Origin of the sequence: Variovorax sp. AB1(2024) (assembly GCF_037482385.2) — a bacterium.
In the GTDB taxonomy this organism is placed as follows: domain Bacteria; phylum Pseudomonadota; class Gammaproteobacteria; order Burkholderiales; family Burkholderiaceae_C; genus Variovorax.
In genome coordinates this window covers 239,898-263,327 of sequence record NZ_JBBHKP020000002.1, presented here as the reverse complement: position 1 = coordinate 263,327, position 23,430 = coordinate 239,898, and the positions used below count along the sequence as shown (strand labels likewise).

The 23,430-nt window shown below is 66.1% G+C and carries 21 protein-coding genes; 9 read left to right on the top strand and 12 right to left on the bottom strand.

The window, feature by feature from the left end:
• Positions 1-7: 7 nt before the first annotated feature.
• A complete protein-coding gene (locus WIX39_RS28145; RefSeq protein WP_409196506.1) occupies positions 8-727 on the bottom strand; it encodes an MgtC/SapB family protein in 720 nt (239 codons plus the stop codon).
• 87 nt (positions 728-814) lie between these two features.
• Positions 815-2,251 (bottom strand): aldehyde dehydrogenase family protein, encoded by a 1,437-nt coding sequence (locus tag WIX39_RS28140; protein ID WP_409196505.1) that lies wholly within the window; start codon positions 2,249-2,251, stop codon positions 815-817.
• Positions 2,252-2,398: 147 nt separating this feature from the next.
• On the opposite strand from WIX39_RS28140, the gene WIX39_RS28135 reads away from it, so the two are divergent.
• Both WIX39_RS28135 and WIX39_RS28130 read left to right on the top strand, forming a co-directional pair.
• On the top strand, positions 2,399-3,301 hold the full coding sequence (locus tag WIX39_RS28135) for a LysR family transcriptional regulator (protein WP_409196504.1): 903 nt from the start codon (positions 2,399-2,401) through the stop codon (positions 3,299-3,301).
• A gap of 50 nt (positions 3,302-3,351) precedes the next feature.
• Positions 3,352-4,515 carry a PDDEXK nuclease domain-containing protein gene (locus WIX39_RS28130; RefSeq protein ID WP_081267776.1) on the top strand — a complete coding sequence of 388 codons (1,164 nt, stop codon included), beginning with the start codon at positions 3,352-3,354 and terminating at the stop codon, positions 4,513-4,515.
• An 82-nt stretch (positions 4,516-4,597) separates the two neighbouring features.
• Here WIX39_RS28130 and WIX39_RS28125 read toward each other — a convergent pair whose 3' ends face one another.
• The gene (locus WIX39_RS28125) at positions 4,598-5,074 is read right to left on the bottom strand and encodes a DUF1566 domain-containing protein (protein WP_409196503.1); all 477 of its coding nucleotides are present in this window, start codon (positions 5,072-5,074) and stop codon (positions 4,598-4,600) included.
• A 221-nt stretch (positions 5,075-5,295) separates the two neighbouring features.
• Between WIX39_RS28125 and WIX39_RS28120 the strand changes: the two genes are divergently transcribed.
• The 5 genes from WIX39_RS28120 to WIX39_RS28100 are packed head-to-tail and all read left to right on the top strand — an operon-like array spanning position 5,296 to position 10,504.
• Positions 5,296-6,528 carry a SpoIIE family protein phosphatase gene (locus WIX39_RS28120; protein ID WP_106938463.1) on the top strand — a complete coding sequence of 411 codons (1,233 nt, stop codon included), beginning with the start codon at positions 5,296-5,298 and terminating at the stop codon, positions 6,526-6,528.
• A gap of 13 nt (positions 6,529-6,541) precedes the next feature.
• The gene (locus WIX39_RS28115) at positions 6,542-7,114 is read left to right on the top strand and encodes a SiaB family protein kinase (protein WP_081267779.1); all 573 of its coding nucleotides are present in this window, start codon (positions 6,542-6,544) and stop codon (positions 7,112-7,114) included.
• Positions 7,115-7,148: 34 nt separating this feature from the next.
• Positions 7,149-7,538 carry a DUF1987 domain-containing protein gene (locus tag WIX39_RS28110; RefSeq protein ID WP_081267780.1) on the top strand — a complete coding sequence of 130 codons (390 nt, stop codon included), beginning with the start codon at positions 7,149-7,151 and terminating at the stop codon, positions 7,536-7,538.
• A complete protein-coding gene (locus WIX39_RS28105; protein ID WP_409196502.1) occupies positions 7,539-8,285 on the top strand; it encodes a GGDEF domain-containing protein in 747 nt (248 codons plus the stop codon).
• Positions 8,282-10,504 carry a putative bifunctional diguanylate cyclase/phosphodiesterase gene (locus tag WIX39_RS28100; RefSeq protein WP_409196501.1) on the top strand — a complete coding sequence of 741 codons (2,223 nt, stop codon included), beginning with the start codon at positions 8,282-8,284 and terminating at the stop codon, positions 10,502-10,504. The genes WIX39_RS28105 and WIX39_RS28100 overlap by 4 nt, the downstream gene beginning before the upstream one ends.
• 23 nt (positions 10,505-10,527) lie before the next feature.
• Here WIX39_RS28100 and WIX39_RS28095 read toward each other — a convergent pair whose 3' ends face one another.
• Positions 10,528-12,336: an acetolactate synthase 3 catalytic subunit gene (locus tag WIX39_RS28095; protein WP_409196500.1), complete on the bottom strand. Its 1,809-nt coding sequence runs from the start codon at positions 12,334-12,336 to the stop codon at positions 10,528-10,530.
• A 93-nt stretch (positions 12,337-12,429) separates the two neighbouring features.
• Between WIX39_RS28095 and WIX39_RS28090 the strand changes: the two genes are divergently transcribed.
• Positions 12,430-12,552 carry a hypothetical protein gene (locus tag WIX39_RS28090; protein WP_409196499.1) on the top strand — a complete coding sequence of 41 codons (123 nt, stop codon included), beginning with the start codon at positions 12,430-12,432 and terminating at the stop codon, positions 12,550-12,552.
• 36 nt (positions 12,553-12,588) lie between these two features.
• On the opposite strand, the gene phnE is transcribed toward WIX39_RS28090, so the two are convergent.
• From phnE to phnD, 3 genes are read right to left on the bottom strand one after another with little or no spacing between them, the layout of a single operon-like run.
• A complete protein-coding gene (phnE, locus tag WIX39_RS28085; RefSeq protein ID WP_409196498.1) occupies positions 12,589-13,413 on the bottom strand; it encodes a phosphonate ABC transporter, permease protein PhnE in 825 nt (274 codons plus the stop codon).
• Positions 13,410-14,216: a phosphonate ABC transporter ATP-binding protein gene (gene phnC, locus WIX39_RS28080; protein ID WP_409196497.1), complete on the bottom strand. Its 807-nt coding sequence runs from the start codon at positions 14,214-14,216 to the stop codon at positions 13,410-13,412. The genes phnE and phnC overlap by 4 nt, the downstream gene beginning before the upstream one ends.
• The gene (phnD, locus tag WIX39_RS28075) at positions 14,213-15,082 is read right to left on the bottom strand and encodes a phosphonate ABC transporter substrate-binding protein (protein WP_106938470.1); all 870 of its coding nucleotides are present in this window, start codon (positions 15,080-15,082) and stop codon (positions 14,213-14,215) included. Before phnD ends, phnC begins: the two co-directional genes overlap by 4 nt.
• 127 nt (positions 15,083-15,209) lie before the next feature.
• Between phnD and WIX39_RS28070 the strand changes: the two genes are divergently transcribed.
• A complete protein-coding gene (locus WIX39_RS28070) occupies positions 15,210-16,097 on the top strand; it encodes a LysR substrate-binding domain-containing protein (protein ID WP_409196496.1) in 888 nt (295 codons plus the stop codon).
• 15 nt (positions 16,098-16,112) lie between these two features.
• Here the strand turns inward: WIX39_RS28070 and WIX39_RS28065 are convergent, their stop codons facing one another.
• The 5 genes from WIX39_RS28065 to phnY all read right to left on the bottom strand — a co-directional run bounded on the left by WIX39_RS28065 (position 16,113) and on the right by phnY (position 23,422).
• Positions 16,113-16,985, bottom strand: coding sequence for a LysR substrate-binding domain-containing protein (locus tag WIX39_RS28065; RefSeq protein WP_409196495.1), 873 nt, complete (start codon positions 16,983-16,985; stop codon positions 16,113-16,115).
• 100 nt (positions 16,986-17,085) lie between these two features.
• Entirely contained in the window at positions 17,086-19,236 is a 2,151-nt protein-coding gene (locus WIX39_RS28060; protein WP_409196494.1) for a phosphocholine-specific phospholipase C, read from the bottom strand.
• Between the two features lie 46 nt (positions 19,237-19,282).
• Positions 19,283-19,552 (bottom strand): hypothetical protein, encoded by a 270-nt coding sequence (locus WIX39_RS28055; protein WP_409196493.1) that lies wholly within the window; start codon positions 19,550-19,552, stop codon positions 19,283-19,285.
• Between the two features lie 13 nt (positions 19,553-19,565).
• The gene (locus WIX39_RS28050) at positions 19,566-21,788 is read right to left on the bottom strand and encodes an alkaline phosphatase family protein (protein ID WP_409196492.1); all 2,223 of its coding nucleotides are present in this window, start codon (positions 21,786-21,788) and stop codon (positions 19,566-19,568) included.
• A 185-nt stretch (positions 21,789-21,973) separates the two neighbouring features.
• Positions 21,974-23,422 carry a phosphonoacetaldehyde dehydrogenase gene (phnY, locus tag WIX39_RS28045; RefSeq protein ID WP_409196491.1) on the bottom strand — a complete coding sequence of 483 codons (1,449 nt, stop codon included), beginning with the start codon at positions 23,420-23,422 and terminating at the stop codon, positions 21,974-21,976.
• Between the last annotated feature and the right edge of the window lie 8 nt (positions 23,423-23,430).

Below are 23,430 nucleotides of genomic sequence, written 5' to 3'. Positions count from 1 at the left end.
CGCAGGCTCAGCTGACCTCGGTGCCATGGCCGCCGCCACGGGTCGTGACCTCGACGGAGCGCACGCCAGGCTGCTGCTGCAGGCGCTGCACGAAGCGGTCGATGTCGGCCGACGACACGCGCACCAGCTGAACCGTGATGTCGTCCATCTGACCGCCCGGCTGCACCGCCACCAGGAAGCGCCGCAGCCGCGCAGGCTGGATGCCCAGGCCGCGTTCCAGCGTCTCGGGGCTCACCGCGCCGTGGTCCGCGACCACGCCCAGGCGGCAGCTCTGGCTGCGGGCACGATAGGCCTCTTCGAGCGGTTTGATCCCCGCCAGGATCACGAGGATGATCACCGTCGAGGCAGCGGCCGGAAAGTAGAGCCCGCCGCCCACCGCGAGTCCGATCGCTGCCACCGTCCAGATGCTGGCTGCCGTAGTGAGCCCACGCACGATCTCTCCACGCGCCAGGATCGCGCCCGCGCCCAGAAAGCCGATGCCCGACACCACCTGGGCGGCAGCGCGCGACGGGTCGAGCACCACATGCTCGCCGCGCAGGCTGTCCGCAAAGCCGTATGCCGATACCAGCATGAACAGACAGGCGCCGACACTCACGAGCATGTGCGTACGGATGCCCGCGGCCCAAAGCAATCGCTCGCGCTCCAGACCGACGAGGCTGCCTAGGGCAGCAGCGACGAGAAGACGCAGCAGCGTTTCACCATGGGGGATAAGGACAGAGGTTTGCATGGCACAACTGTGCGGGCGGCCATGCACCTGGTGCATCGGAATGCCGCTTCATCGGCCGTCAGAGTGCGCCGCGAAAGCTGTGGTCCGTCAACGCCGGGACCCCCCCGCTTCCATCAGCAGCGTCTTGGGCTCCAGATAGGCGTTCACTCCCCATCGCCCCATCTCGCGCCCGAGCCCCGAGTGCTTGAAGCCGCCGAACGGCGCGCGCGGCTCATGGGACAGCGTGTTGACGAGGACCCGGCCCGCATCGATCTGCCGCGCCACCCGTTCGCAGCGCGCGGAGTCCTTGCCGAGCACGAGGGCGCTCAGTCCGTAGCGCGTGTCGTTGGCGATGGCAATGGCGTCGGCCTCGTCTTCATAGGGGATCACGGTCAGCACGGGGCCGAAGATTTCCTCGCGCGCAATGCGCATCTGGTTGGTTGCGCCGGTGAAGATCGTCGGCTTCACGAACCAGCCCCTGTGCAGTCCCTCGGGCCGCCCTTCACCGCCGACGAGCAGCTTCGCGCCTTCGGCTTGGCCAAGGCGGATGTAGCTCTGCACGCGCTCCCATTGCTTTGCACTCACCATGGGGCCGATGTCGGTGTCGGCTTTGCTCGGGTCGCCCGACTTGATGTGCGACACCGCTTCCCTTGCGATCTGCTCGAACTCGGCCAGCCGCGCCCGCGGCACGAGAATGCGCGTCCCCGCGATGCAAGCTTGTCCGCTGTTGGCGAAGCCTGCCTGGAGCACGAGAGGCATGACGCTCGCGAAGTCGGCGTCCTCCAGCACCACCGTTGGCGACTTGCCGCCCAACTCCAGCGTCACGCGCTTCATCGTGGCCGCACCGGCGGTCACCAAATGCTCGCCGACGGCGGACGATCCGGTGAACGATATCTTGGCGATGTCGGGATGGCGTGCGATTTCCTCGCCGACGACATCGCCCCGGCCATTGACGATGTTGAACACGCCGGGAGGCAGGCCGGCGTCATGCAGCGCCTCGGCAATGACCTGCGTTTGCAGCGCGCTCATCTCGCTGGGCTTGATGACGACGGTGCAGCCTGCCGCAAGCGCCGTGGCGAGCTTGTTGCAGATGAAGCCCGCATTGCTGTTCCAGGGGGTGATCAGGCCAGCGACGCCCACGGGCGTCTGGATCACCCGCGCGGTTCCCGCCTGCTCCTCGAACGCGAAGGATTCCAGCACTTCGACGGCCTGCTCGATGACGGCGGCCGGATAGGTCGCCATCCAGCGCCCGCGCACCGAAGGCGCGCCGTATTCCTCCAGGATGGCTTCCATCAACCGGTCTTCGCGTGCGACGACGGCCCGGTGCATGCGCTTGAGCGCCGCCACGCGTTTCTCGCGCGTGGTGCGCGACCAGGCGGGGAACGCGGCCTTGGCAGCCGCGATTGCGCGCCTTGCATCGTGCGCATCGCCAAGCAGCACCTGGCCGATGACTTCCTCGGTGCTCGGATTGTGAAGATCGAACCATTCCTGGCCGTGCGGTGCGACGAATTCGCCGTCGATGTAGATGCGTTCAATGCGGTGCATGGTGACTCCTTGGAAATGACTCGCGGCCTTCGGCGCCAGGGAAGGAACGGGGCTCGAATCCGCGGTGACATGGAAGTCTAGGAATGGTTTATTGTTCTGATAAGCCGCCTTTTCGTGGATGGCATATCCGGATAATCAGGACAATTCATGCATCGCACAGGAATGACCGAGCTCGAAGTGGTGCTGGCCGTGGCACGCCGCAACAGCTTTCGCGCCGCGGCGCTGGAACTCGGCATGTCGACCACTGCAGTGAGCAGCGCCGTGGCCGGGCTGGAAGCGCGGCTGAAGGTGCGCCTGTTCAACCGTTCTACGCGCAGCGTGGCACTCACCGATGCCGGCCAGCGCTATGTGGAGCGCATCGCGCCGGCGCTTGCCGAGATCCGCAGCGCGGGTGAAGAGGCCGGCACCGGCTCAAGCGTGCCCAGCGGCACGCTGCGGATCAATGCGCCGCAAGGGGCAGCTTTTCTGCTGCTGGAGCCTCTCTTCAGCACGTACGCGCAACGCTATCCGCAGGTGCGGATCGACATCTTGAGCGAGTCGCGCATGGTCGACATCGTGGCCGGTGGCTTCGATGCGGGCATCCGCCTGGCCGAGTCCGTGCCGCAGGACATGATCGCGGTCGCGCTCTCGCGCGACATACGCATGCTCGTGGTGGCAACGCCGGCGTACCTGGCGCGCCACGGAACACCCAGGCATCCGCGCGACCTGCTCAAGCATCAGAGCATCGGCATGCGCATGTCGCACGGCGGCATCTATCACTGGGAGCTGGAGCGCAACGGCCAGAAGCTGCAGATGGACCTGCCCGTGCGCCTGGCGCTCAACGAGATGCCAGCCATCAAGCAGGCGGTGCTGCTCGGCCTGGGCATCGGCTTCATCTCCGAATGGTTCATCGAGGAAGAACTCGCGTCCGGCGCGCTGAAGCCTCTGCTGGTTCCGTGGTGCCCGCCGTTCGGTGGCCTGAGGCTCTACTACCCAGGCCGTCGCTTCGTGCCCGCGCGGCTGCGGGCGCTCATCGACCTGATCCATGAGCTGCGCCTGGCCGCGAACTGAAGGTCGCCACTGCCAGCAAGCCGCCGGACGCAAGGCACTATATTCCCCTGGTGCCCACCACCACTGCCCCCACCCCGTTCGACTACGCCCGCTTCGTCGAGGACCTGAAACAGCGCATCGATGGCGCGCGGCTGTCGGCCGCGCGGGCCGTCAACCGCGAACTGGTGGCGCTGTACTGGGACATCGGGCAGGCCATTCATGAGCAGCAGGCGCGCCGCGGATGGGGCGACGCGGTGGTCGACCGGCTGGCGCGCGATCTCAAGACCTTCTTTCCCGGGACGGCCGGTTTTTCGGCGGCGAGCCTCTGGCGCATGCGGCAGTTCCACGCGCTCTACACCGCGCCGGAATTTCTCGCACAGCTTGTGCGAGAAAACGAGCGCGATGCCAAGCGCCCGCGGGCGTCCAAGGCGCTTGCGGTGACCGGCGATCGGCAACTCGCACAGGCTGTGCGAGACATGGTGGAGGCCGTGCCCTGGGGCCATCATGTCAACCTGCTGTCCAAGCTCGACGACGCCGGCCAGCGGCTTTTCTACCTCAAGGCCACCGCGCGCTTCGGCTGGAGCCGCAACGTGCTGCTCAACCAGATCAAGGCGCAGGCCTACGAACGGTCGCTGGCCGAGGGCAAGGCGCACAACTTCGCGCTGGCGCTGCCAGAGCACCTCGCCGAGCAGGCCGAGGAAGCCCTCAAGAGCAGCTACAACCTGGAGTTCCTCGGCATCCGGCGAGAGATCAGGGAGCGCGAGCTGGAAGACCACCTGATCGACAGGCTGCGCGACTTCATCCTCGAGCTGGGCTACGGCTTCTGCTTCGTCGGGCGCCAGTACCGGCTCACGCTCGGGCGCAAGGAGTACTTCATCGACCTGCTCTTCTACCATCGCTTTCTCAAGGCGCTGGTGGCCATCGAACTGAAGATCGGCGCCTTCGAGCCGGAATTCGCGGGCAAGATGGACTTCTATCTCAACCTTCTCAACGAGAAGGAGCGTGCGCCGGACGATGCACCGTCCATCGGGATCATCCTGTGCGCCGAGAAGGACAACCTCGAGGTGGAGTTCGCGCTCAAGAGCAAGTCGAACCCGATCGGCGTGGCCGAGTACCACCTCCAGGGCCGGCTGCCGGCGGAGATGAAGGGCAAGCTGCCCTCCCCGCGCCAGCTGCAGGAGGTGGTGCGGGCCAGCTATCCCGGGCTGGCTTCGCGGGATCGGAGTTCCAGATAGTTCGGCCGACGCAGGCACGCGGGCGCAGCAGGCGGGTGTACGCCCCGAGCCTTTCCGGCACCTGAGCGGCCGCGGAGGCCGATCAGCGCGCCTGGTCGGCCACCGGCCGCACGGCGTAGGTGGATTCGGCGTCCTCGTTGAGGCCGATCCACGCATTGCCGAAGTTCACGGCGTAGAAATGCTGCTCGGCTTCGCTGCCGGAGCCCGACCAGAACTTGACGGCTGGCGTGTCGGGAAAGCGCGCCGTGTCGATCGTGGGGATGCGGGTCTCGCCTGCGCACCATCGGGGCAAGGTCACGGGGGCCTGCTCGGGGCCCAGTGCAAGCGTGAAGCTCTCTTCCACCAGTCCATGGTCGCATCGCCGCAGGGCTGCCAGTTCCGTGATGGTCGGCAGCCGCCACTGGTCGATGCCTTCGTGGCCCTGGGCATTGAGCGCCTGAACGCGCGCCTGGGCATCCATCAGGCCCAGTGCCTCGGCGTTGCCCACGCAGCGTTCTTCCTTCCAGGTCTGGCCCACGGCGCATCGCAGCCATCGCAACCCGGTGGTGGGATCGGTCATGACAGCCGCTGTCGTCGGACCGGGTGAAGATGAAGCAGGCTGCTCGTTGCAGCCGACCAGCAGAGACAGCGCCATCAAGGCGACCACGGCCCGCCTCAGCGACCAAGGCTTCGCATTGCGCACTCAAATCCTCCATCGGCGGTAGCCGTCATTCGTTTGTCATGGATACGAAACGTTAAAAACATAACATAAGTACACATATATCAGCAGGCGCCGTTTCCATGCCCGAAACCTCCGAGTACTTGAGCGATTTCCGGCCGCGTTTTCGCCAGCCCAGTGCGGCGGATCTCTGCACGGAAGTGCCGTGCATGACGACCGAGGAAACGAACGAGAAAGTGCTGGAAGTCTTCAACCGGCACCGCGACCTCGTCAGCCTGCCGGTGGTGGAGGGAAACCAGCCGATCGGCCTGATCAACCGGAACATCTTTCTCTCGCAGATGAGCAAGCCGTTTCGCGTGGAACTGTACGGCCGCAAGAGTTGCATCGCCTTCATGGACAAGGACCCGCTGATCGTCGATGCGGCGCTGGACCTGGAAGCGCTGACCCTCAAGACCGTGGCGCACGGCGAGAAGGCCCTGTCCGACGGCTTCATCATCACGCGCGAAGGCGAATTCGCCGGTGTGGGCAATGGCCTGCAGCTCATGCGCCTGGTGGCGGACCTGCAGGTGTCGCGCAACCGCCAGATCATGCACAGCATCGAATACGCCAGCGTGATCCAGCGCTCCACCTTGCGCAGCTCGCTCGATGCCTTGGCACGCGCGTGCCCGCAGGCGCACCTGGTGTGGGAGCCGCGCGACGTGGTCGGCGGCGATTTCTACCAGTTCAGCACCGCGCCGGACGGCTGGTTCGCCACCGTGGCCGACTGCACGGGGCACGGCGTTCCCGGCGCCTTCATGACGCTGATCGCCTCCACCAACCTGAACCGCGCCATCGAGCAGCACGGCCCGCGCGACCCCGCTCGGCTGCTGGGCAACGTGAATCGCAGTATCAAACATATGCTGGGCCAGATGGACGGGCAGGACGCGACGCCCGGCTCGGACGACGGCATGGACGCCGCATGTTTCTGGTTCGAACCCGCGCAAGGCCGCCTGGTGTTTGCCGGCGCACGGCTGTCGCTGTTCCTGCTGCGTCCCGATGCCGATGCCGTGGAGCTGGTCGAAGGACGGCGCAAGGGCGTGGGCTACATGGACACCGAGTTCGACTTCAGCTGGAGCAACCAGGAACTGCTGTTGCCCCCGGGCAGCCTCGTCTTCGTCAGCACCGACGGGCTGATCGACCAGGTCGGCGGTCCCCGCGCCATCGCGCTGGGCAAACGGCGTGTGCGCGAACTGCTGCTCGAGCAGCGCGGGCGCACGGCCGCGCAAGTCAACCAGGCCGTGCTGGACGCCCTGCAGGCCTGGCAGGGCGAGCACCATCGCCGCGACGACCTGACATTTTTCTGCTTCCGCACCTGACACGGAATCACTCATGCCCTTCCCTCAGATCGCCGACAAGTACGGCTCCTTCTTCAACGTGGCGCGCCAACACCAGGTCATCTTCTATTACGTCGGCTACTTCTCCCAGCACATCGTGGCCGCCATGTCCGACGCCGTGAAGCTGCAGCTCGAGGTGGCCGGCGTCGCCGGCCCGACCCGGCGAAGGCTGTTCTCCTCGTTCGTGGAGATGGCGCAGAACATCATTCACTACTCTGCCGACACGCTCACTGCCGCGAGCACGCACAGCGGCGAGCTGCGCCACGGCTCGGTCTGCATCCGCCGCGAAAGCGATGGCGGCTTCCTGCTGCTGTGCGCCAATCCCGTGGAGCCCGAGATCGCCGATGCGCTGCGCGCGAAACTGGAAACCCTGCGCAGCATGACGCTGGAAGAGATCAAGCAGGCCTACCGCCAGACGCTGCGCGAGGAGACACCCGAAGGCAGCAAAGGCGCGGGCATGGGGCTTCTCACGGTCGCTCGCGACGCCCGCGAACCGCTGGAGTTCGATTTCGACGCCGCGGACAGCGATGGCGGCGCCCCGGTGTTCTACCTGAAGGCGGCGATCTGACACGCCCAAGCCCGGCAACGAATCGAGATTACAGATGGAAAACCTCTACATCGCCCCGACGCCCAGTTCACCCCAGGTGGACTTCAAGTTCGACACTCGGACACTCAGCCTGCGGGGCGAGTCCTACCCCGAGAACGCAGCCGCCTTCTACGGCGAGGTGATCTCGCGGCTCAAGGACTACCTGGCCCAGCAGAACGGCACCCAGATCGAGGTCAATATCGCGTTGGCCTACTTCAACAGTTCCAGCACCAAGATGCTGTTCAACCTGATCGCGGCGCTCAACGACGCCGTGGAGGCCGGCAACCGCGTCACCCTGAACTGGTACCACGACGAGGACGACGACACCATCCTCGAATTCGGCCAGGAGCTCAGCGAAGACTTCCCCGCGATCGATTTCGCGAGCCATCCCGTGAAGTCGAGCTGAATGGACACCGCCGCACCACCGGACCTGTTCGACGCCGAGAGCCGGGCGCTGCAGGCCGCGCGCGCAGCCTACGACACTTGTGCCGCGACGCAGCCCGCACCCTGCCACCGGGCGTTGGGCGAACTGCTTACCGCCTACGAGCGGCTCCTGCGCGAAACGCGCCGGCTGGTGCGGCGCAGCGATCGCGCCGAGCTCGAGATGAATCAGCTGAACCTGCGCCTGCAGGATCTGGCCGCCGAACTCGAATACCGCGCCACGCACGACCCCCTGACCGGCGTGCTCAACCGGGCGGCCGTCATCGAGCTCGTGAACAGCCATTTCGCGGACGGCGACATCGCGCTGATCGTGCTGGACATCGACCACTTCAAGCGCATCAACGACAGCTTCGGCCATCCTGCGGGCGACCGGGTCATCCAGGCCGTGGTGACCTGTCTGCAGGCGCAGGTGCCGGCGACTGCGCACATCGGCCGTGTCGGCGGCGAGGAGTTCACCGTGGTGCTGCCAGGGCAGCGCGGCGATACCTGCGGGCAGGTCGCACAGACGCTGCGAAGCGCCATCGAGGCGTACGCCTTCGACTTGCCCGACGGCAGCGGCGTCACGGCCAGCTTCGGCGTTTGCTGGCTTCCACGCGGCAGCAACTTCGACATCGCCTACGGGCTGGCTGACGAAGCCTTGTACGTTGCCAAGCGCGGCGGCCGCAACCAGGTCGCGCTCGCATCCGGCCACGTGCATGTGCAGCCCGCATGAGGCGCGCGGCTGAGCCGGGGCGGCCGGCCCACGCAAGGCGCCGGACGCCCGACTGGCGCGTGCTCGTGGTGGACCAGGACGCCGATGTGCATGCCGCAGCGCGCGCCGCGCTGCAGGGCCTCACGCTGTTCGAGCGGCCATTGGTGTTCGTGCATGCGTATTCCGGCGAGGAGGCACGCGCGCTGGTGCTGCGCGAGCACGACCTGGCCGTTGTGATCCTGGACGTGGTGACCGAAAGCACGAAAGCCGGCCTGGACCTGGTCGACTTCATCCGCCACACGGCCGGCCTGCGCAACACACGCATCGTGCTGCGCACAGGCGGCCCCGGCCATGTGCCGGCGCTCGACACGCTGCTGCGCTACGACATCAACGACTACCGGACCAAGGCCGAACTCACCCAGGACCGCCTGCTGGCCATGGTCGTCACGGCCGTGCGTTCCTACAAGCAGCTGTGCGCCATCGAGGCCAACAGCCGCAGCCTCGAACTCATCGTGCGCTCCAGCGCCTCCTTGCTGGAGGAGACCGACCTGCGCGCGTTTGCCCGCAGCATCATCACGCAGCTCGCCGCGCTGCTGGGCGCGGCCGGCGACGGCCTGGTCTGTGCACCCGGCATGCAGCAGGACAGTCCGTACCGCGTGATGGCGGCGGCTGGCCGGTTCTCAGGCCTCGTCGATCTGCCGCTGGATGCGGTGCCGCAGCTGCCCGAGTTGTCCGGCCTGCACCTGCTGCGCCGCGCGCTGGCGCTCGGCTGCAATGTCTACGGCGAGGAAGGCGGGGTGGCCCTGCACATCGGACGCAAGGACGAGCAGGACATGGCCGTCTTCATCGACACGACCGGGGTGCGCGGCACCATCGACCGGCAACTGCTGGACGTCTTCTGCGTCAACCTCAGCACGCTGCTGCACAGCCGGGGACTGCTGGAGCGGCTGCATGAATATGCCTACTACGATCCCCTGGTGCGCCTGCCCAACCGCACCCACTTCGTCGAGGAGGTCGACGCCTGCGCACGGCAAGGCAGGCGGGACCACATCCTGGCGCTGGTCGACATCGACGATTTCAGCGCCACCAACGATGTCATGGGCCACCGATTCGGCGACCGCCTGCTGGAGACCGTGGCCCGGCGCCTGGCCGACGCATTGCCGGCCGGCATCATGCTGGCCCGCCTGGGCGCCGACACGTTCGGCGTGCTCGGCCCGGTGGGCCAGGTGTCGCCGCCGCAACTGCTGGAGTGCGTGCGCCAGCCGCTGGCGGTCGACGGCGTGCCGCACAAGGTCTCGCTGACCTGCGGCTACGTATTGCTTCCGGAAGATGCGCAGGCCGGCGTCGACCTGGTCAAGGACGCCACCATTGCCCTGAAGCGGGCCAAACGGGACCACCGCGGCCAGCACCTGCAGTACTCCGGCCACATGGGCACCGAGGCGCGCGCCCGCGCTTTGTTGCTGTCCAACCTGCGTGCCGCGATCGACAACCGGCAGCTGTTCCTGGTCTATCAGCCGCAGATCGACCTGGGCACCTGCGCGCTGGTGGGCCTGGAGGCACTGCTGCGCTGGCGCGCCGAGGACGGCAATCTGGTGCCGCCGGACCGGTTCATTCCGGTGGCCGAGCACTCGGGGCTGATCGTGGCGCTCGGGCAATGGGTGTTGTCCACGGCCTGCATGACCATGCGCGAACTGCTGGACGCGGGGCGCGCGCCGCTGCGCATGGCGGTCAACGTCTCGACCGTTCAGTTGCAGGACCCCGGCTTCTTCGAGAGCGTGTGCGCGGCGCTGGCGCACAGCCGGCTCCAGGGCCATCACCTGGAGCTGGAGATCACCGAATCGGTGGCTGCGCTGCCCACGCAACTGCTCGAATCCACCCTCACCGCCTTGCGCGCCCAAGGCATCTCCATCGCCATCGACGACTTCGGCACCGGCTATTCGTCGTTGAGTTACCTGGAGCGGCTGCCGCTGGACCGCATCAAGATCGACGGCACTTTCGTACGCCAGCTCAGCGAGACACAGGGGGCGCGCATCGCGGAGATGGTCGTGCAACTGGGCCGCAAGCTCGGCCTGCACGTGCTGGCCGAAGGCATCGAGGACGCCGCGGCCTGGCAGGCGCTGCTGGCCATGGACTGCAACGAAGGCCAGGGCTACTGCATCGCAGCGCCCATGGACAAGGAGGCTTTGTCCTGCTGGCTGCAGGAGCGGGCAGAGAAAACCCCCTGCCCGGCAGCTTGCTGATGGTCGGCGACGCGCCTTCCTGTTCAGAGGTCTTCGCTTCCCAGCAACATCTCGTTGATGCCCTTGCCGACCTCCACCACGGGGAAAACGTTCTCCGTCGGATCGATGCGGAAATCGAGAAGCACGGTACGGTCGCGCATGGCCCGGGCTTCTCGCAGCGCACCTTCGATATCGGCCGGGCGTTCGATCAGCATGCCGACGTGGCCGTAGGCTTGCGCGAGCTTCACGAAGTCGGGCAAGGCGTCGAGATAGCTTTGGCTGTATCGGCCCTCATGGCTGATCTGCTGCTGTTGCCGGACCATCCCGAGATAGCGGTTGTTCAGAAGAACGATCTTGATCGGCGTGTCGTACTGCAGGCAGGTCGACAGCTCCTTGGTGCTCATCTGCACCGATCCGTCGCCGACGATGCAATAGACCTCGCTGTCGGGCCTGCCCATCTTCACCCCCATCGCGAAGGGGATGCTCACGCCCATGGTGCCAAGCCCACCTGAATTGATCCAGCGCCGCGGCTTCTCGAAGCGGAAGTACTGCGCGGCCCACATCTGGTGCTGCCCGACATCCGATGCGATGTAGACATCTTCATTGCGGGTGATGTCGCACAACGTCTCGATGACGCGCTGCGGCTTGATGACGTATGTGTTGCCGCGATCGTAGTCAAGGCAACGCCGGGCGCGCCACGTCCCGATCGCCGACCACCATTGCGCCATGTCCTGCGGCGCGGGCCGAACGTCCGAAGCATCGAGCAGCGACAGCATTTCCACGAGAACAGTCTTGACGTCCCCGACGATGGGAACGTCCACCTTCACGCGCTTGGCAATGCTCGAGGGATCGATATCGATGTGAATGATCTTGCGCTTGCCTTGCGCAAAGTGCTTCACATTGCCGATGACCCGGTCGTCGAAGCGAGCCCCGATGGCCAGCAGCACGTCGCAGTCCTGCATGGCGTTGTTGGCCTCCCAGGTGCCGTGCATCCCCAGCATCCCGAGAAACTTGGGATCCGACGCCGGGTAGGCGCCCAATCCCATGAGCGTGCTGGTGACCGGGAAACCCAGCCGGTCGACCAGCGTGCGCAGTTCGTCGCAAGCACCGCTGAGGATCACGCCCCCACCTGTGTAGATACAGGGACGACTGGCGGTCAGAAGCAGTTGCAGCGCCTTTCGGATCTGTCCGCCGTGTCCCTGCAGCGTGGGTTTGTACGTCCGCATTTCCAGCGTTTGCGGGTAGCCCGCATAGATGATCCTGCTTGCCGACACGTCCTTCGGAAAGTCCACCACCACGGGGCCTGGACGCCCGCTGCGCGCGATGTGGAAAGCCTTCTTCATGGTCTGCACGATGTCGCGCGGATCCTTGATCAGAAAGTTGTGCTTCACGATCGGACGCGTGATGCCGACCGTGTCGCACTCCTGGAACGCGTCCTGCCCAATGTCGCGGGTCGGCACCTGGCCGCTGATGACGACCATCGGGATCGAGTCCATGTAGGCCGTCGCAATGCCGGTCACGGCATTGGTCAGGCCCGGGCCGGATGTGACGAGCGCCACGCCGACATGGCCCGTGGCACGCGCATAGCCGTCGGCCGCATGTACGGCCGATTGCTCATGCCGGACCAGCACATGCTGGATCTGCTGCTGCCTGTGCAGGGCGTCGTACACATGAAGAACGGCACCGCCGGGGTAGCCCCACAGGCAGGCGACACCTTCTGCCTGAAGGCATCGGACGAGGATTTCAGAGCCTGTGAGCTCTTCGCTGGATGCGTCGTGTGAAGCCGGCGCGGCGGATGTTTCGCGCGGCAATGCCGCGGCTTCCGGGATGTGCCCGGCGGGGAAGTTTTGCATGGTCTACCTTTGTGAATTTCTCTGACGAAATACCTCGGGTGCCCCTTCTCCCGACCCTTGTGAGGTGGTGTTGGGACCTTGGACCCAGCGGCCATGGACGCAATGCTTGCTGCGCCGGACCGGGATCTGTTTGCCGTTGAAGTGCAGCGGGGATTATTCCGCATCGTGGCCGAAGCGGTGGAGCTCGCGCCAAGCCTGCGTCGGAAGACTTCGTGAATACCGACTTGAAGCCGCGACCGTGGATAGCGCCCCTCAGTGCCGCCCGTTGCGCTGGATGCGATGGCGCAGTTGGCTTGAAAGCGTGTCCGCGATGATCACCATGAGGGTGATGACGATGATGCAGGTGGCGGTCTCGGGGTAACGAAAGAGCTTGAGGCTGCTGACGAGTTCGAATCCGAGTCCGCCGGCGCCCACCATGCCCAGCACCGTCGCCGAACGCAGGTTCACCTCGAAGCGATAGAGCACGACCGCGATCCAGGCGGTGACGACCTGCGGGAGCACGCCGAAGACGATGACCTGCAACGGCCGCGCGCCGGTCGCCCGCAGGGCTTCGAGCGGCCCCTGGTCGATCTCCTCGATGGCATCGGCGAAGAACTTGCCCAGCATGCCAGCACCGTGAAGCGCCAGCGCCAGCACGCCGGGGAACGGTCCGAGGCCGACGGCGGAGACAAACACCAGCGCCAGGATCAGCTCGTTGATGCTGCGCACCACGTTCAATGCCTGTCGGGTGCTCTGGTACACCCATCGGTTGCTCTGGAGGTTTCTCGCGGCCAGGAACGAAAGAGGAATGGCGGGCAGCACGGCCAGCAAGGTTCCCCAGACGGCGATCTGCACGGTTTCGAGCGCGGGAGCGAGCAACCGGCCAAGGATGTGCGTGTCGGGCGGCAGCGTCCGGCCCAGGAAATCGATGATCTGCGGCAGGCCCGCGGCAAGCTCCGACCAGCTGAGCTGGGCGCCGCTGGCGCTCCATTGCAGCGCCCAGCCGACGACGCAGATACCGACGAGCAGGTTGAACCAGCTTCGACGCCCCTCGGGGCGCGGCCCGGTCCAGGCGTATTGGGTAGACGGGTTCTTCATGTTCCTGTTCCGGTGCTTGCCATCAGCGGCATCGACAGCGCGAGGGGGCTGGCCGCGTCCTTCCTGTCGGACGCGGGTTGCGGCATGTAGATGCGATCGATGTCGTCCTGCCCCATGGCCTGGGGCGTGCCGTCGAACACGACGCGGCCTTGCGCGAGCCCGACGATGCGGTCGGCGAACTCGCGCGCGTAGTCGACCTGGTGCAGGTTGCACAGCACGGTGATGCCCAGGTCGCGCGAGGCGTCGTGCAGGTACTGCAGCACCTTGCGCGAGGTCTGCGGGTCGAGGCTTGCGACAGGCTCGTCCGCAAGGATGAGCCGGGGGCGCTGCGCGAGCGCGCGGGCAATGCCCACGCGCTGCATCTGCCCGCCCGACAACGAATCGGTCCGCTCGTGCGCCTTGTGCGCCAGGCCCACACGGCCCAGGCATTCGTGCGCCAGATCGATGTCCGCGCGGCTGAAGAAGTGCATGATCGAAGCAAGGGTCGACACGGCGCCGAGGCGGCCGGTCAGCACATTCTTCAATGCGCTCAGCCGAGGCACCACGTTGTGGTGCTGGAAGATCATCGCGACGCGCTGGCGCAGCGCGCGCGTGTCCGCGCACTTCACCGCATCCATGCCGTCGACCTTCAGTTCGCCACCATCTGCCACGGCCAACCGGTTCACGCATCGCAGAAGTGTCGACTTGCCGGCACCCGATTCGCCGAGAACCACCACGAATTCGCCCGCGGCGGCGTCCAGATCCACACCGCGCAGCACGGCGTTGCCGCCATACCGCTTGGTGAGTTGCCGGATGCGGATCACTTCATGCTCCGCAGGTCCAGCTTGAGCACCTTGGCGGTGTCGCGAACCACGTTGTAGGCCGCATCGTTGGTCGGCTGGAAGCCGTTGAGCACGCCCTGGTCGCCCCATGGCAAGTCCTTGACGTTGGCCAGGGCCTTGGCGATTTTCGCCTTCAGCGCCGGATCGAGATCCTTGCGCCAGACCATCGGCGATTCGGGAATCGGATTCGACGACCAGACGATCTCGAGCTCGTCCTGCTTCACTTGGCCCTTGGCGATGGCGCTGGCGAGGATGCGGTCCGCCACGGATGCGGCATCGACCTTCTTGTTGGCCACGGCCAGGATGCTCGCGTCGTGCGAGCCCGAGAAGATGACGCGGCCGAAGAAGGTCTCGGGGTCGTAGCCGGCCTGCAGCAGGCCCGACTTGGGGAACAGGTGGCCGGACGCGGAGGTCGGATCGACGAAGGCGAAAGTGCGGCCCTTCAGGTCGGCGGTCTTGGCGATGCCGCTGTCCTTGCGCGTGATGATCACGCTCTTGTAGGAGCTCTGGCCGGTCTTCTTGGTGACTGCAACCGCGAAGGCTTCCACGTCCGCGACCTGGTTGGCCAGCACATACGAGAACGGGCCGAGGTAGGCCACGTCGAGCTTCTTCGACCGCAGCGCTTCGATGACGCCGTTGTAGTCGGTCGCCACGAAGGGCTTGACCGGCATGCCCAGCTGCTGCTGGAGGCTGTCGAGGACCTGCCGGCTGCTCTCGATCATGGCCTGCGAGTCTTCGGCGGGAATCAGGCCGATGGTGAGCGGCTGCACGGCCAGGGCGGGCACGGCGGCGCCCGCGGAAAGTACCAGGGCAATCAGGCGGCGGCGCAGGCGAAAGAGGGTTTTCATGATGAGTGGTACTCGTGTATGGGAATGGGAGGTTGCTCGGGAATACCTCAAGGCTAAGAACGCCGTATGACACCCGCATATCAAATCAATCACGGATTTGTCATGGTTCTATCGACACAATCTATGGATGTCCGCAGCCAGACTCCGCGCCTTTCTCGCCGTGGCCCAGCATGGAAGCTTCAGTGCGGCGGCGCGCGCCGTGGGCTTGAGCCAACCGACGCTGACCACCCAGGTACAGGCCCTGGAGCGCCAGCACAACGTGGTGCTCTTTCATCGGCAGGGCCACCGCATCGAGCTGACGGATGTCGGCGAGCGCCTTCTTCCCATTGCGCGCCAGATCGCGTCGCTGGAACTGGATTCCTACAACCTGCTGCACGACAGCGGCGACCTGCAGTCCGGCGAACTCAAGCTCGGAGCGGTCGGTCCCTTCCATGTGATCGAGATGGTCGATGCCTACCGCAAGCGCTACCCGCGCCTCGATGTTTCGATCCGCATGGGCAATTCGGCCTCCGTGTTCAAGGACCTTGAGGAATACGCGGTCGACATCGGCGTGCTTGCCCGGTTCCACGAGGCTCCGGGCTTCAGTGCGACGCCGTATGCGCGGCATGCGCTGATACTGTTCGTTCATCACGAGCATCCGTTCGCCAACCGCGGCCAGATCCGGCTGGAAGAGCTGCATGGGCAACCGCTGCTGCAGCGAGAGAGCGGCTCGAGCACCCGGCGCGTGCTCGACGAGGTGCTTCAGCGCGCGGGTATCCGGCCGAAGCTCGCCATGGAAATCGGAAGCCGCGAAGCGATCCGGGAGGCGGCCGCGCGCGGCATCGGCATCGGTGCAGTCTCCGAAGCGGAGTTCATTCCCGACGCTCGCCTGCGTATCGTCCGCATCGAGGGCGATCCTGCCGTGACGCAGACCTATCTCTACTGCCTCCAGATCCGGCGCGAAAGCCGTGTGCTGGCGTCCTTCTTCGACGTGGCGCTCAAGCTTCGCAAGGGCGTGTTCGATACGAAGCCATGACCCGGCAAGGCAGCATCAGCCGCGCAGCGGGCGGGCCTCGATGGCCTCGAAGAACGACGAGATGAGACGGCTGTCCCGTCGCTCGCGCAGGCAGCAAACGTGGATGTGCGTGGAGACGACATCGCCCTCTATGCGCACGGGTCTCAGGCGCGGATCGGGCACGTATTCGGACTGCGAAACCGTGCCGACGCCCAGGCCCCTGGCGACCGCTTCGCGTAGCGCTTCGCGACTCCCGATCTCCATCGCGATCTGAACGGCCACGCGCTGCCTGGCGAGCGCCTCTTCGAGCGCCTTGCGGGTGGTCGAGCCAGGCTCGCGCATCAGCATTGGTTGCCCCGACAGCTCTTTCAGCGCGATGGATTCGCGCCTCGCGAACGGATGGTCGACATGCACGAACACGATCACCGGGTAGCGCGCATAAAGCTGTATGTGGTAGCGCTCGTCAGGAAGCCAACTCGCCACCACCGCCACATCGCTCACGTATTTGTCGAGCGCGCTCAGCACGAACTCGGAATTGCCGAGCGTGACGGAGAGCTTGATGCGGGGATGGAGCGCGTGATAGGCCTCGATCATCTCGGTGACATGAAAGGGGCCCACCGCTCCCACTTTCAACGACCCGCGGTGCAGCTTGCCGCTCTCGTCCATCAGCGAGCTCATGTCGCCTTCGAGCGCGATCATCCGCCTGGCCAGGGGCAACATCTCCAGCCCCAGCGCGGACAACTCCACGCGCCGGCCGCGGCGATAGAACAGTTCGGCCCCGTATTCGCGCTCCAGCATCTGGATCTGCGAATTGAGCGTGCTGTGGCTCATGCCCAGCGTGCGCGCGGCGGCGGTGAAGCCGCCGTCGTGCGCGACTGCGATGAATGCGCGTATCTGGTTGAGCGTCACTGCAAGGTCTCCCGGGGCTTCTGGTCGCCTGAAGTCAAAGCACGCGATGATGCCCACCGATCATGATGGCCATGTGTAAGCCCCCTGCCCGCGCCGCGCGCTACACGGTGGCGACGCCCATGGCCGGATCGCTCACGCCGTCCTTGCCGGTCTCCAGGCGTCCAGCGAAACGCCGCTCGAAGCTGTCGCCCATGGTCAGCGTGAAGTCGTACCAGCTGTTGGTGCCCGCGAGCTTCCACGATGGCTCCATCTGCATGCCGGGCGCCACGGTGTAGGTCCACGGCCCGTCGGTGCGGTAGGCGTTGGAGCTCACCGTCACGGCCGCCGGCGCGTTGCCCATGTTCATGATCGTCAGGCGGATCTCATTGCCGTCGTGGTCGTAGCACACACGCACCTCCGGATTCGGTCCGCTCGACAGGGTGCTCAGGTCGCCCTTGAAATGCCGGTGGTAGCCGTTCGGCCCGAGCACCCAGAGGCTGTACTTGCCCGCGTTGTCCGCCACAGCCGCCCATGCATCGGAGATCATCTTTCCCGCTTCCACCGTGTAGCGGCGGGGATAGCGCGAGAGGTTCAGCTCGTCGTACACATGGAACACCGCACCTTGGGTGCCTGTGTTGCTGAACGTGAGCCATGCCTGTCCGTTGGCCAAGTCGACGTTGGCGCTCGTATGCAGGTGATACGGCAATGCACGCGAGGGCCGCGCGGCGCGTGCCTGCGAAGGCAGCGGCACCGAGCCCGCGGCGGGAACGGGCACGCCGGGCGACGCCACCTGCTGCGTGTACGTGGCGTCCGCCTGCGCCTTGGTCGGCGCCGTCACCAGAGCGGGCTTGGCCGCGTTCGGATTGCGGAAGTCGAAGCACGACATCAGGTCCCCGAAAACGGTGCGGCGCCACGGGCTGATGTTGGTCTCGCGCACGCCGAAGCGCTGCTCCAGGAAGCGCAGCGTCGAGGTGTGGTCGAACACCTGTGAGTTGACCCAGCCGCCCACGCTCCACGGCGAGATCACGAGCATCGGCAGCCGCACGCCGGCGCCGAAGGGCTTGCCGTCGGGCGTGCGCTGGCTCGAATCGCCGGGCGGCGCCGGCATCGTGTAGTACTCCTTGCCGATGTCCACCGTCGACTTGCCCTGATAGGTGCCGTCCGCATTGCGCCAGGGCGGTGCCGGCGGCGGCATGTGGTCGAAGAAGCAGTCGTTCTCGTCGAAGTTGACGATGAGCACGGTCTTGCTCCAGACATCCGGATTCGCGGTGAGCATGTCCAGCAGCGTCTGGATGTACCAGGCGCCCTGCTGCGGGACCGACATGCTCGGATGCTCGCTGTAGGCACCCGGCGCGACGATCCAGCTGACCTGCGGCAGCGTACCCGCGGCGATGTCGTCGGCCACGGCCTGCAGGTAGCCGCCGTCCGGCATGGTGTTGCCGAAGCCCTTGTACAGCGGCGACTGCGCCTCGAGCGCCGGCGAGTACGCCACGTTCGGCGAACCCTGCGCGCGCAGTTTCTCATCGACGGCGCGGTAGGAGGCGAATGCGACCAGCTGGTTGTTGTTGCTGTTGTTGCCAGGCCTGTTGTAGACCTTCCAGCTCACGCCGGCTGCCTGCAGGCGCTCCGGGTAGGTCGTCCACGTCAGGCCGTCTGTCGAGGGCCCCAGGCCGCCCCAGTTGGCGTTGGTGACGCAGGCCTGGCCCGCGACGTTCGCGCCGTTGGTGCCGCTCCACAGGAACATGCGGTTGGTGAAAGTGCCCGTGTGGATCGAGGTGTGGTACGCGTCGCAGATCGTGAATGCGTTGGCGAGCGCCCAATGGAACGGCAGGTCGGACTGCTGCAGATAGCCCATCGAGATCTTGGTGTTCTTGGCTTTAGGCCACGCCGCCATGCGTCCGCCGTCCCATGCCGATTGTTGATCGCCCCAGTCATGCGCGCCGCCGACGCGCAGCGCATTGCCTTTGGTGGCGTCGAGATAGAACGGCTGCACCGCGTCGGCCGTGCCCTGCTGGATCCACACTGGCTTGCCCGTAGCCATCGGGATGGTGAAGCGGTCGCTGAAGCCACGAACGCCGGGCATGGTGCCGTAGTAGTGGTCGAAGGAGCGGTTCTCCTGCATCAGGATGATGACGTGCTCCACGTCGTTGATGGTGCCCGTCGCGTTGTTGGCCGGAATGGCCAGTGCGCGCTGGATGGCGGGCGGGAACGGACCGAGTGCGGCGCTGGCCGCGGCGGCGCGCAGGAAGGTGCGGCGATTGAATGGCGTCATGGTTCTTGTGTTCGGCGGTGTGGGGTGACCGGCTGCATTCGCGCGGTCAAGGTGCGCAGTCGAGCTTCGAGTTCGGGCGCGGCGCGTCGCCCCCTGCTTGCGCGCAGTCGCCGGGCATGGGCGCCGCGACGATCGGCGCCTGCTTGGTCGCGGCGCCGTCGCCGGACGCGGCGGGAGCGACCGGCAACATCGCGGCCAGGGCCGGGCTGCCATCGCCACCACCGCCGCATCCGGCGATGAGAAGGCATGCGGCGCAGGCCGCGCCTGCTGCCCTCACGGCGCCAGGCAATCCGCTGAAGGAGAAGCTGGATGTCATCGTGTGTCCCCTCTCAGTTGATCGGCAGCGTGGACAGCGGCTTGTTCGACAGGAAGATCGACTGCAGCTCGGCATCGGTCAGCACGCGGTTCCACATCGCCAGGTCGCCGAAGTGGTGCTGGTACGTCGGTGCGGTTGCGCACTTTCCGGCGAAATACGGCGGTGTGACCGTGCCGTTGCACTTGTTCATCAGGAAGGTGCCGGTGCCGTCGTCGCCGATGCCCCATTGCGGATACGGGGAGAGCTTCGAGAGGTCGACGGTGCCCGTCGACTTGCCCACGGCCACGCGGTTGGTCGTGCTCGTCACCGGATCGAACACGTACATGTTCATGGTCTTGGCCACGCCGTCGACCGAGAAGGCGATGTACACCCAGCGGTTGACGGTGATCTGCGTGTAAGGGCTGGTCGGTCCGTCCGCACGCACGCCCCCGCCGGAACCGATGTTGAATGCCACGCCGCACTGGTTGCCCGAGCTGGCGAACAGGCCGATCGCGACGCCGGCGTTGCCGCCGCTGACGTAGCTCTTGTTCGAGATGATCGTCACGTTGTTCGTGGCCACGCACGAAGGCGTCTTGAACCAGAGCCCGATCGTGAACTGCGGCGCGGTGCCCGTGGAGATGTCGAAACCGCTGGCCGGCGTGAGCCTGTAACCCTCGAGGCCATTGGTGTTGACGAAGTTCGTGTCCACCAGCAGGCCGTTGCTGCCAGCGAACGGCCCCGGCACGACGAGGCCGGCCGCGGCCGGAAGATCGCTGGCGGCCGGTCCCATCGTGCTGTGCGCCATCGCATCGACCGGCGGCAGCGTGGCGCTGAACGGGTAATAGGAGACCAGCCCGTTCTTCAGCGTCGATGCCAGCGGCACCGGCGGAACATACGACACGGGCGGCGAAAGCGTGGCCTTGGACACGGCAGCCGCGCCTTCGCCGGCTTGCACCGTGTAGCTCAGCTGGTACGTGCCCTTGGCGCTCAGGACCTGCGAAAGCTGGTTGTCGGTGTACGACGTGGTGCCGGCCGGCAGCTTCGACGCGATGACCTGCCCGTCACGCAGCACGGTGATCTTGCCGGTCGAGGGCGCCACCCAGTTCAGCACCACGTTCGCGTCGGCGGAGTTGTTGTTGCCGACGATCGCGGTCAACTGCGATACGGGCTGCGCACCGATGAGCGAGCCGCCCTCCATCAAGGAGGTCTTCGCGTCCGGCAGCGCGCCCAGGTAGCCGAGCACGGTCGGCGTCACGTCGGCGATGCTGGCGTAGGCATACAGGTCGGCCAGCTTCGCGGGCAACGGGGCGCCCACGCCTTGGGCTGCGATGTTGGCGGCCTGGTTGAGGCCGATGAAAGTGCTCGACTCGGGCACCAGCGGCAGCCCGTCGTCCTGGCTGTTCGCGCTGAGGCCATGGTTGCCGGTCACCACGATAAGCCAGCGGCTGTTTCCGCGCTTGGCGGTGGCGGCGACGAGGATGCCGACCGCCTTGTCCAGCTTGGCCAGCGTGCCAGCGTACTGGGTGGAGCCGAGCCCGAAGTCGAGCGCGGCGTCTTTCGTCGAGCGGTACTGCGCCAGCACCGTGGCGTAGTCGCCGCCGATCAGTTGCACGGCCTGCGTGGTCACGCAATCGGTGGCGGCCGCAGCCTTCGAACAGTCGGTGAGGGAGTCGAGGTAGCCGCTCTCGTGGTCCGATGACAGCAGCTGGGCCAGGCCGGCGGAAGCGACGGCGGCGCCGTTCGACCCGGTGTTCTTCTGGCGGGCCATCTGGAACACCGAAGGCATTCGCAGTGCCTGCTTGGGCGCTTCGGACATCACCTGGTGGCGGTTGGCCCAGGTGCCGGTCAGCAGCGTGGCCCAGCCGGGCGTGTCCAGCGTGGGTTGCTGGCTCGGCGCGCCGGCAACGCCGCCGCTGTAGGCCAGCCGCACTTCGAGCTTGGCGAGGTTAGGCAGCGTGCCGGCGGCGATGCCGTTCTGCACGGCGCTATAGGTAGCACCGTCGAGGTCGATGACCAGCGTGCGGTTGGCTGCCGGGGCGGACGGTGCGCTGGGCGCGGCGCCTTCAGGCGACGACGGGACTGGCAAGGCCAGGGCCGCGCCGCCTCCGCCGCTGCCGCCACCGCAGCCGCTCAGCGCCGCGACCAGCGTTGCAGCGAGCGCAACGACACGCGTCCATGCAGCGGTGCGTTGCCGCGGACCTCGGGGGCCCGAGGCATTGCAGATGGTCGCAGGCTCCTGCCGATGAAGCGTCCGCACGGCGGCGCCTGAAAAGCGATGGGAAGAGAGTTGCTCGACTGACATTTTTTTCGACGACCTCTGGTGTGGGAGTGGTCGAATTACAGAAGAGGGAGGTGACGTCAGAGCGACGAAAGCCCATGGGTATTTCGGCAGTTCTGTCGGTTTTTTCGTCAGATCGGACGCCCTCTCCCTGGCCCTCGCTATTACCAGGGCAGCGAATAGGTCTTGCAGTTGGTGAAGCTTTTCATGGCCTCGAGGACGCCTTCCTTGTAGCCCAGGCCCGAGTCCTTGATGCCGCCGAAGGGTGTGAGCTCCAGCCGGTAGCCCGGCACCTCGCGCACATTGACGCTGCCCACGTTCAGCTCGCGGATGAAGCGCGTGATGTAGTCCATGCGGTTGGTGCACACCGCCGAGGACAGGCCATAGGCCGTGCCGTTGGAGATGCGGATCGCCTCCTCGATGTTCTTGAACCGGATCACCGGCGACACCGGCCCGAAGGTCTCGTGCTTGGCCACCGTCATCTGCGGGTCCACATGGTCGAGCACCGTGGGCGAGTAGAGCGCGCCGCGGCGCTCGTTGCCGCACAGCAGCCTCGCGCCCGCCTTGATGGCCTCGTTGACCACCGACTCGAACTGGATCGCCGCCGCCTCGTCGATCACCGTGCCCATGTCGGTGGCCGGATCAATCGGGTCGCCGTACTTCAGGGCCCTGGTCTTGGCCACCAGCAGTTCGACGAACCGGTCGGCCACCGCCTCATGCACCAGCATGCGCTTGATGGCGGTGCAGCGCTGGCCCGAATTCTTGTAGGAGCCGCTGGCCGCCAGCGTCGCGGCCTCCTCGATGTCGGCGTCTTCCATCACGATGATCGGATCGTTGCCGCCCAGCTCCAGGATCTGCCGCTTGTAGACCGCCTTGCCCGCGATGTACTTGCCGATGGCCACGCCGCCGGTGAAGGTGACGAGGTCGACGTCGTCGCTCGTGAGCATCTCGTCGGCGATCTCGCGCGGGTCGCCGGTGATCACCGACAGCATCTGCGGCGGCAGTCCCGCCTCGTACAGGATGTCGGCCAGGATGAAGGCGGTGAGCGGGGTCTTCTCGCTGGGCTTGAGCACCATGCGGTTGTTGGTGGCGACGGACGGCGCCACCTTGTGGATCACCTGGTTCAACGGATGGTTGAACGGCGTGATGGCGGTGATCGCGCCCTGCAGCGGCTCACGCAGCGTGTAGACCTTGCGGCTCTTGCCGTGGTGCGTGAGGTCGCAGGAGAACACCTGGCCGTCGTCCACCAGGGCCTGGTTGGCCGCGAACAGCAGCACATCGGAGGCACGGCCCACCTCGTACAGCGAGTCCTTGCGGCACAGGCCCGACTCCATGGTGATGACGCGCGAGATCTCATCCAGGCGCGAGGCGATGATCTCCCCCGCGCGCATCAGGATCTTGTAGCGCTCGTAGCGCGTGAGGGTGGGCTTGTAGTCGCGCGCGATCCTGTAGGCCACCCGCAGGTCCTCGAGCGAGGCCTTGGGCACGGTGGCGATCACTTCGCCGGTGTAGGGGTAGGTGACTTCGATCGTGCGATCGCGATAGACCTTTTCCCCGGCGATGCGCAGCGCTTCCTTGTGAATGGTGCCTGGCTTCAGCATGGCTTGGCTCATGAGGTTCT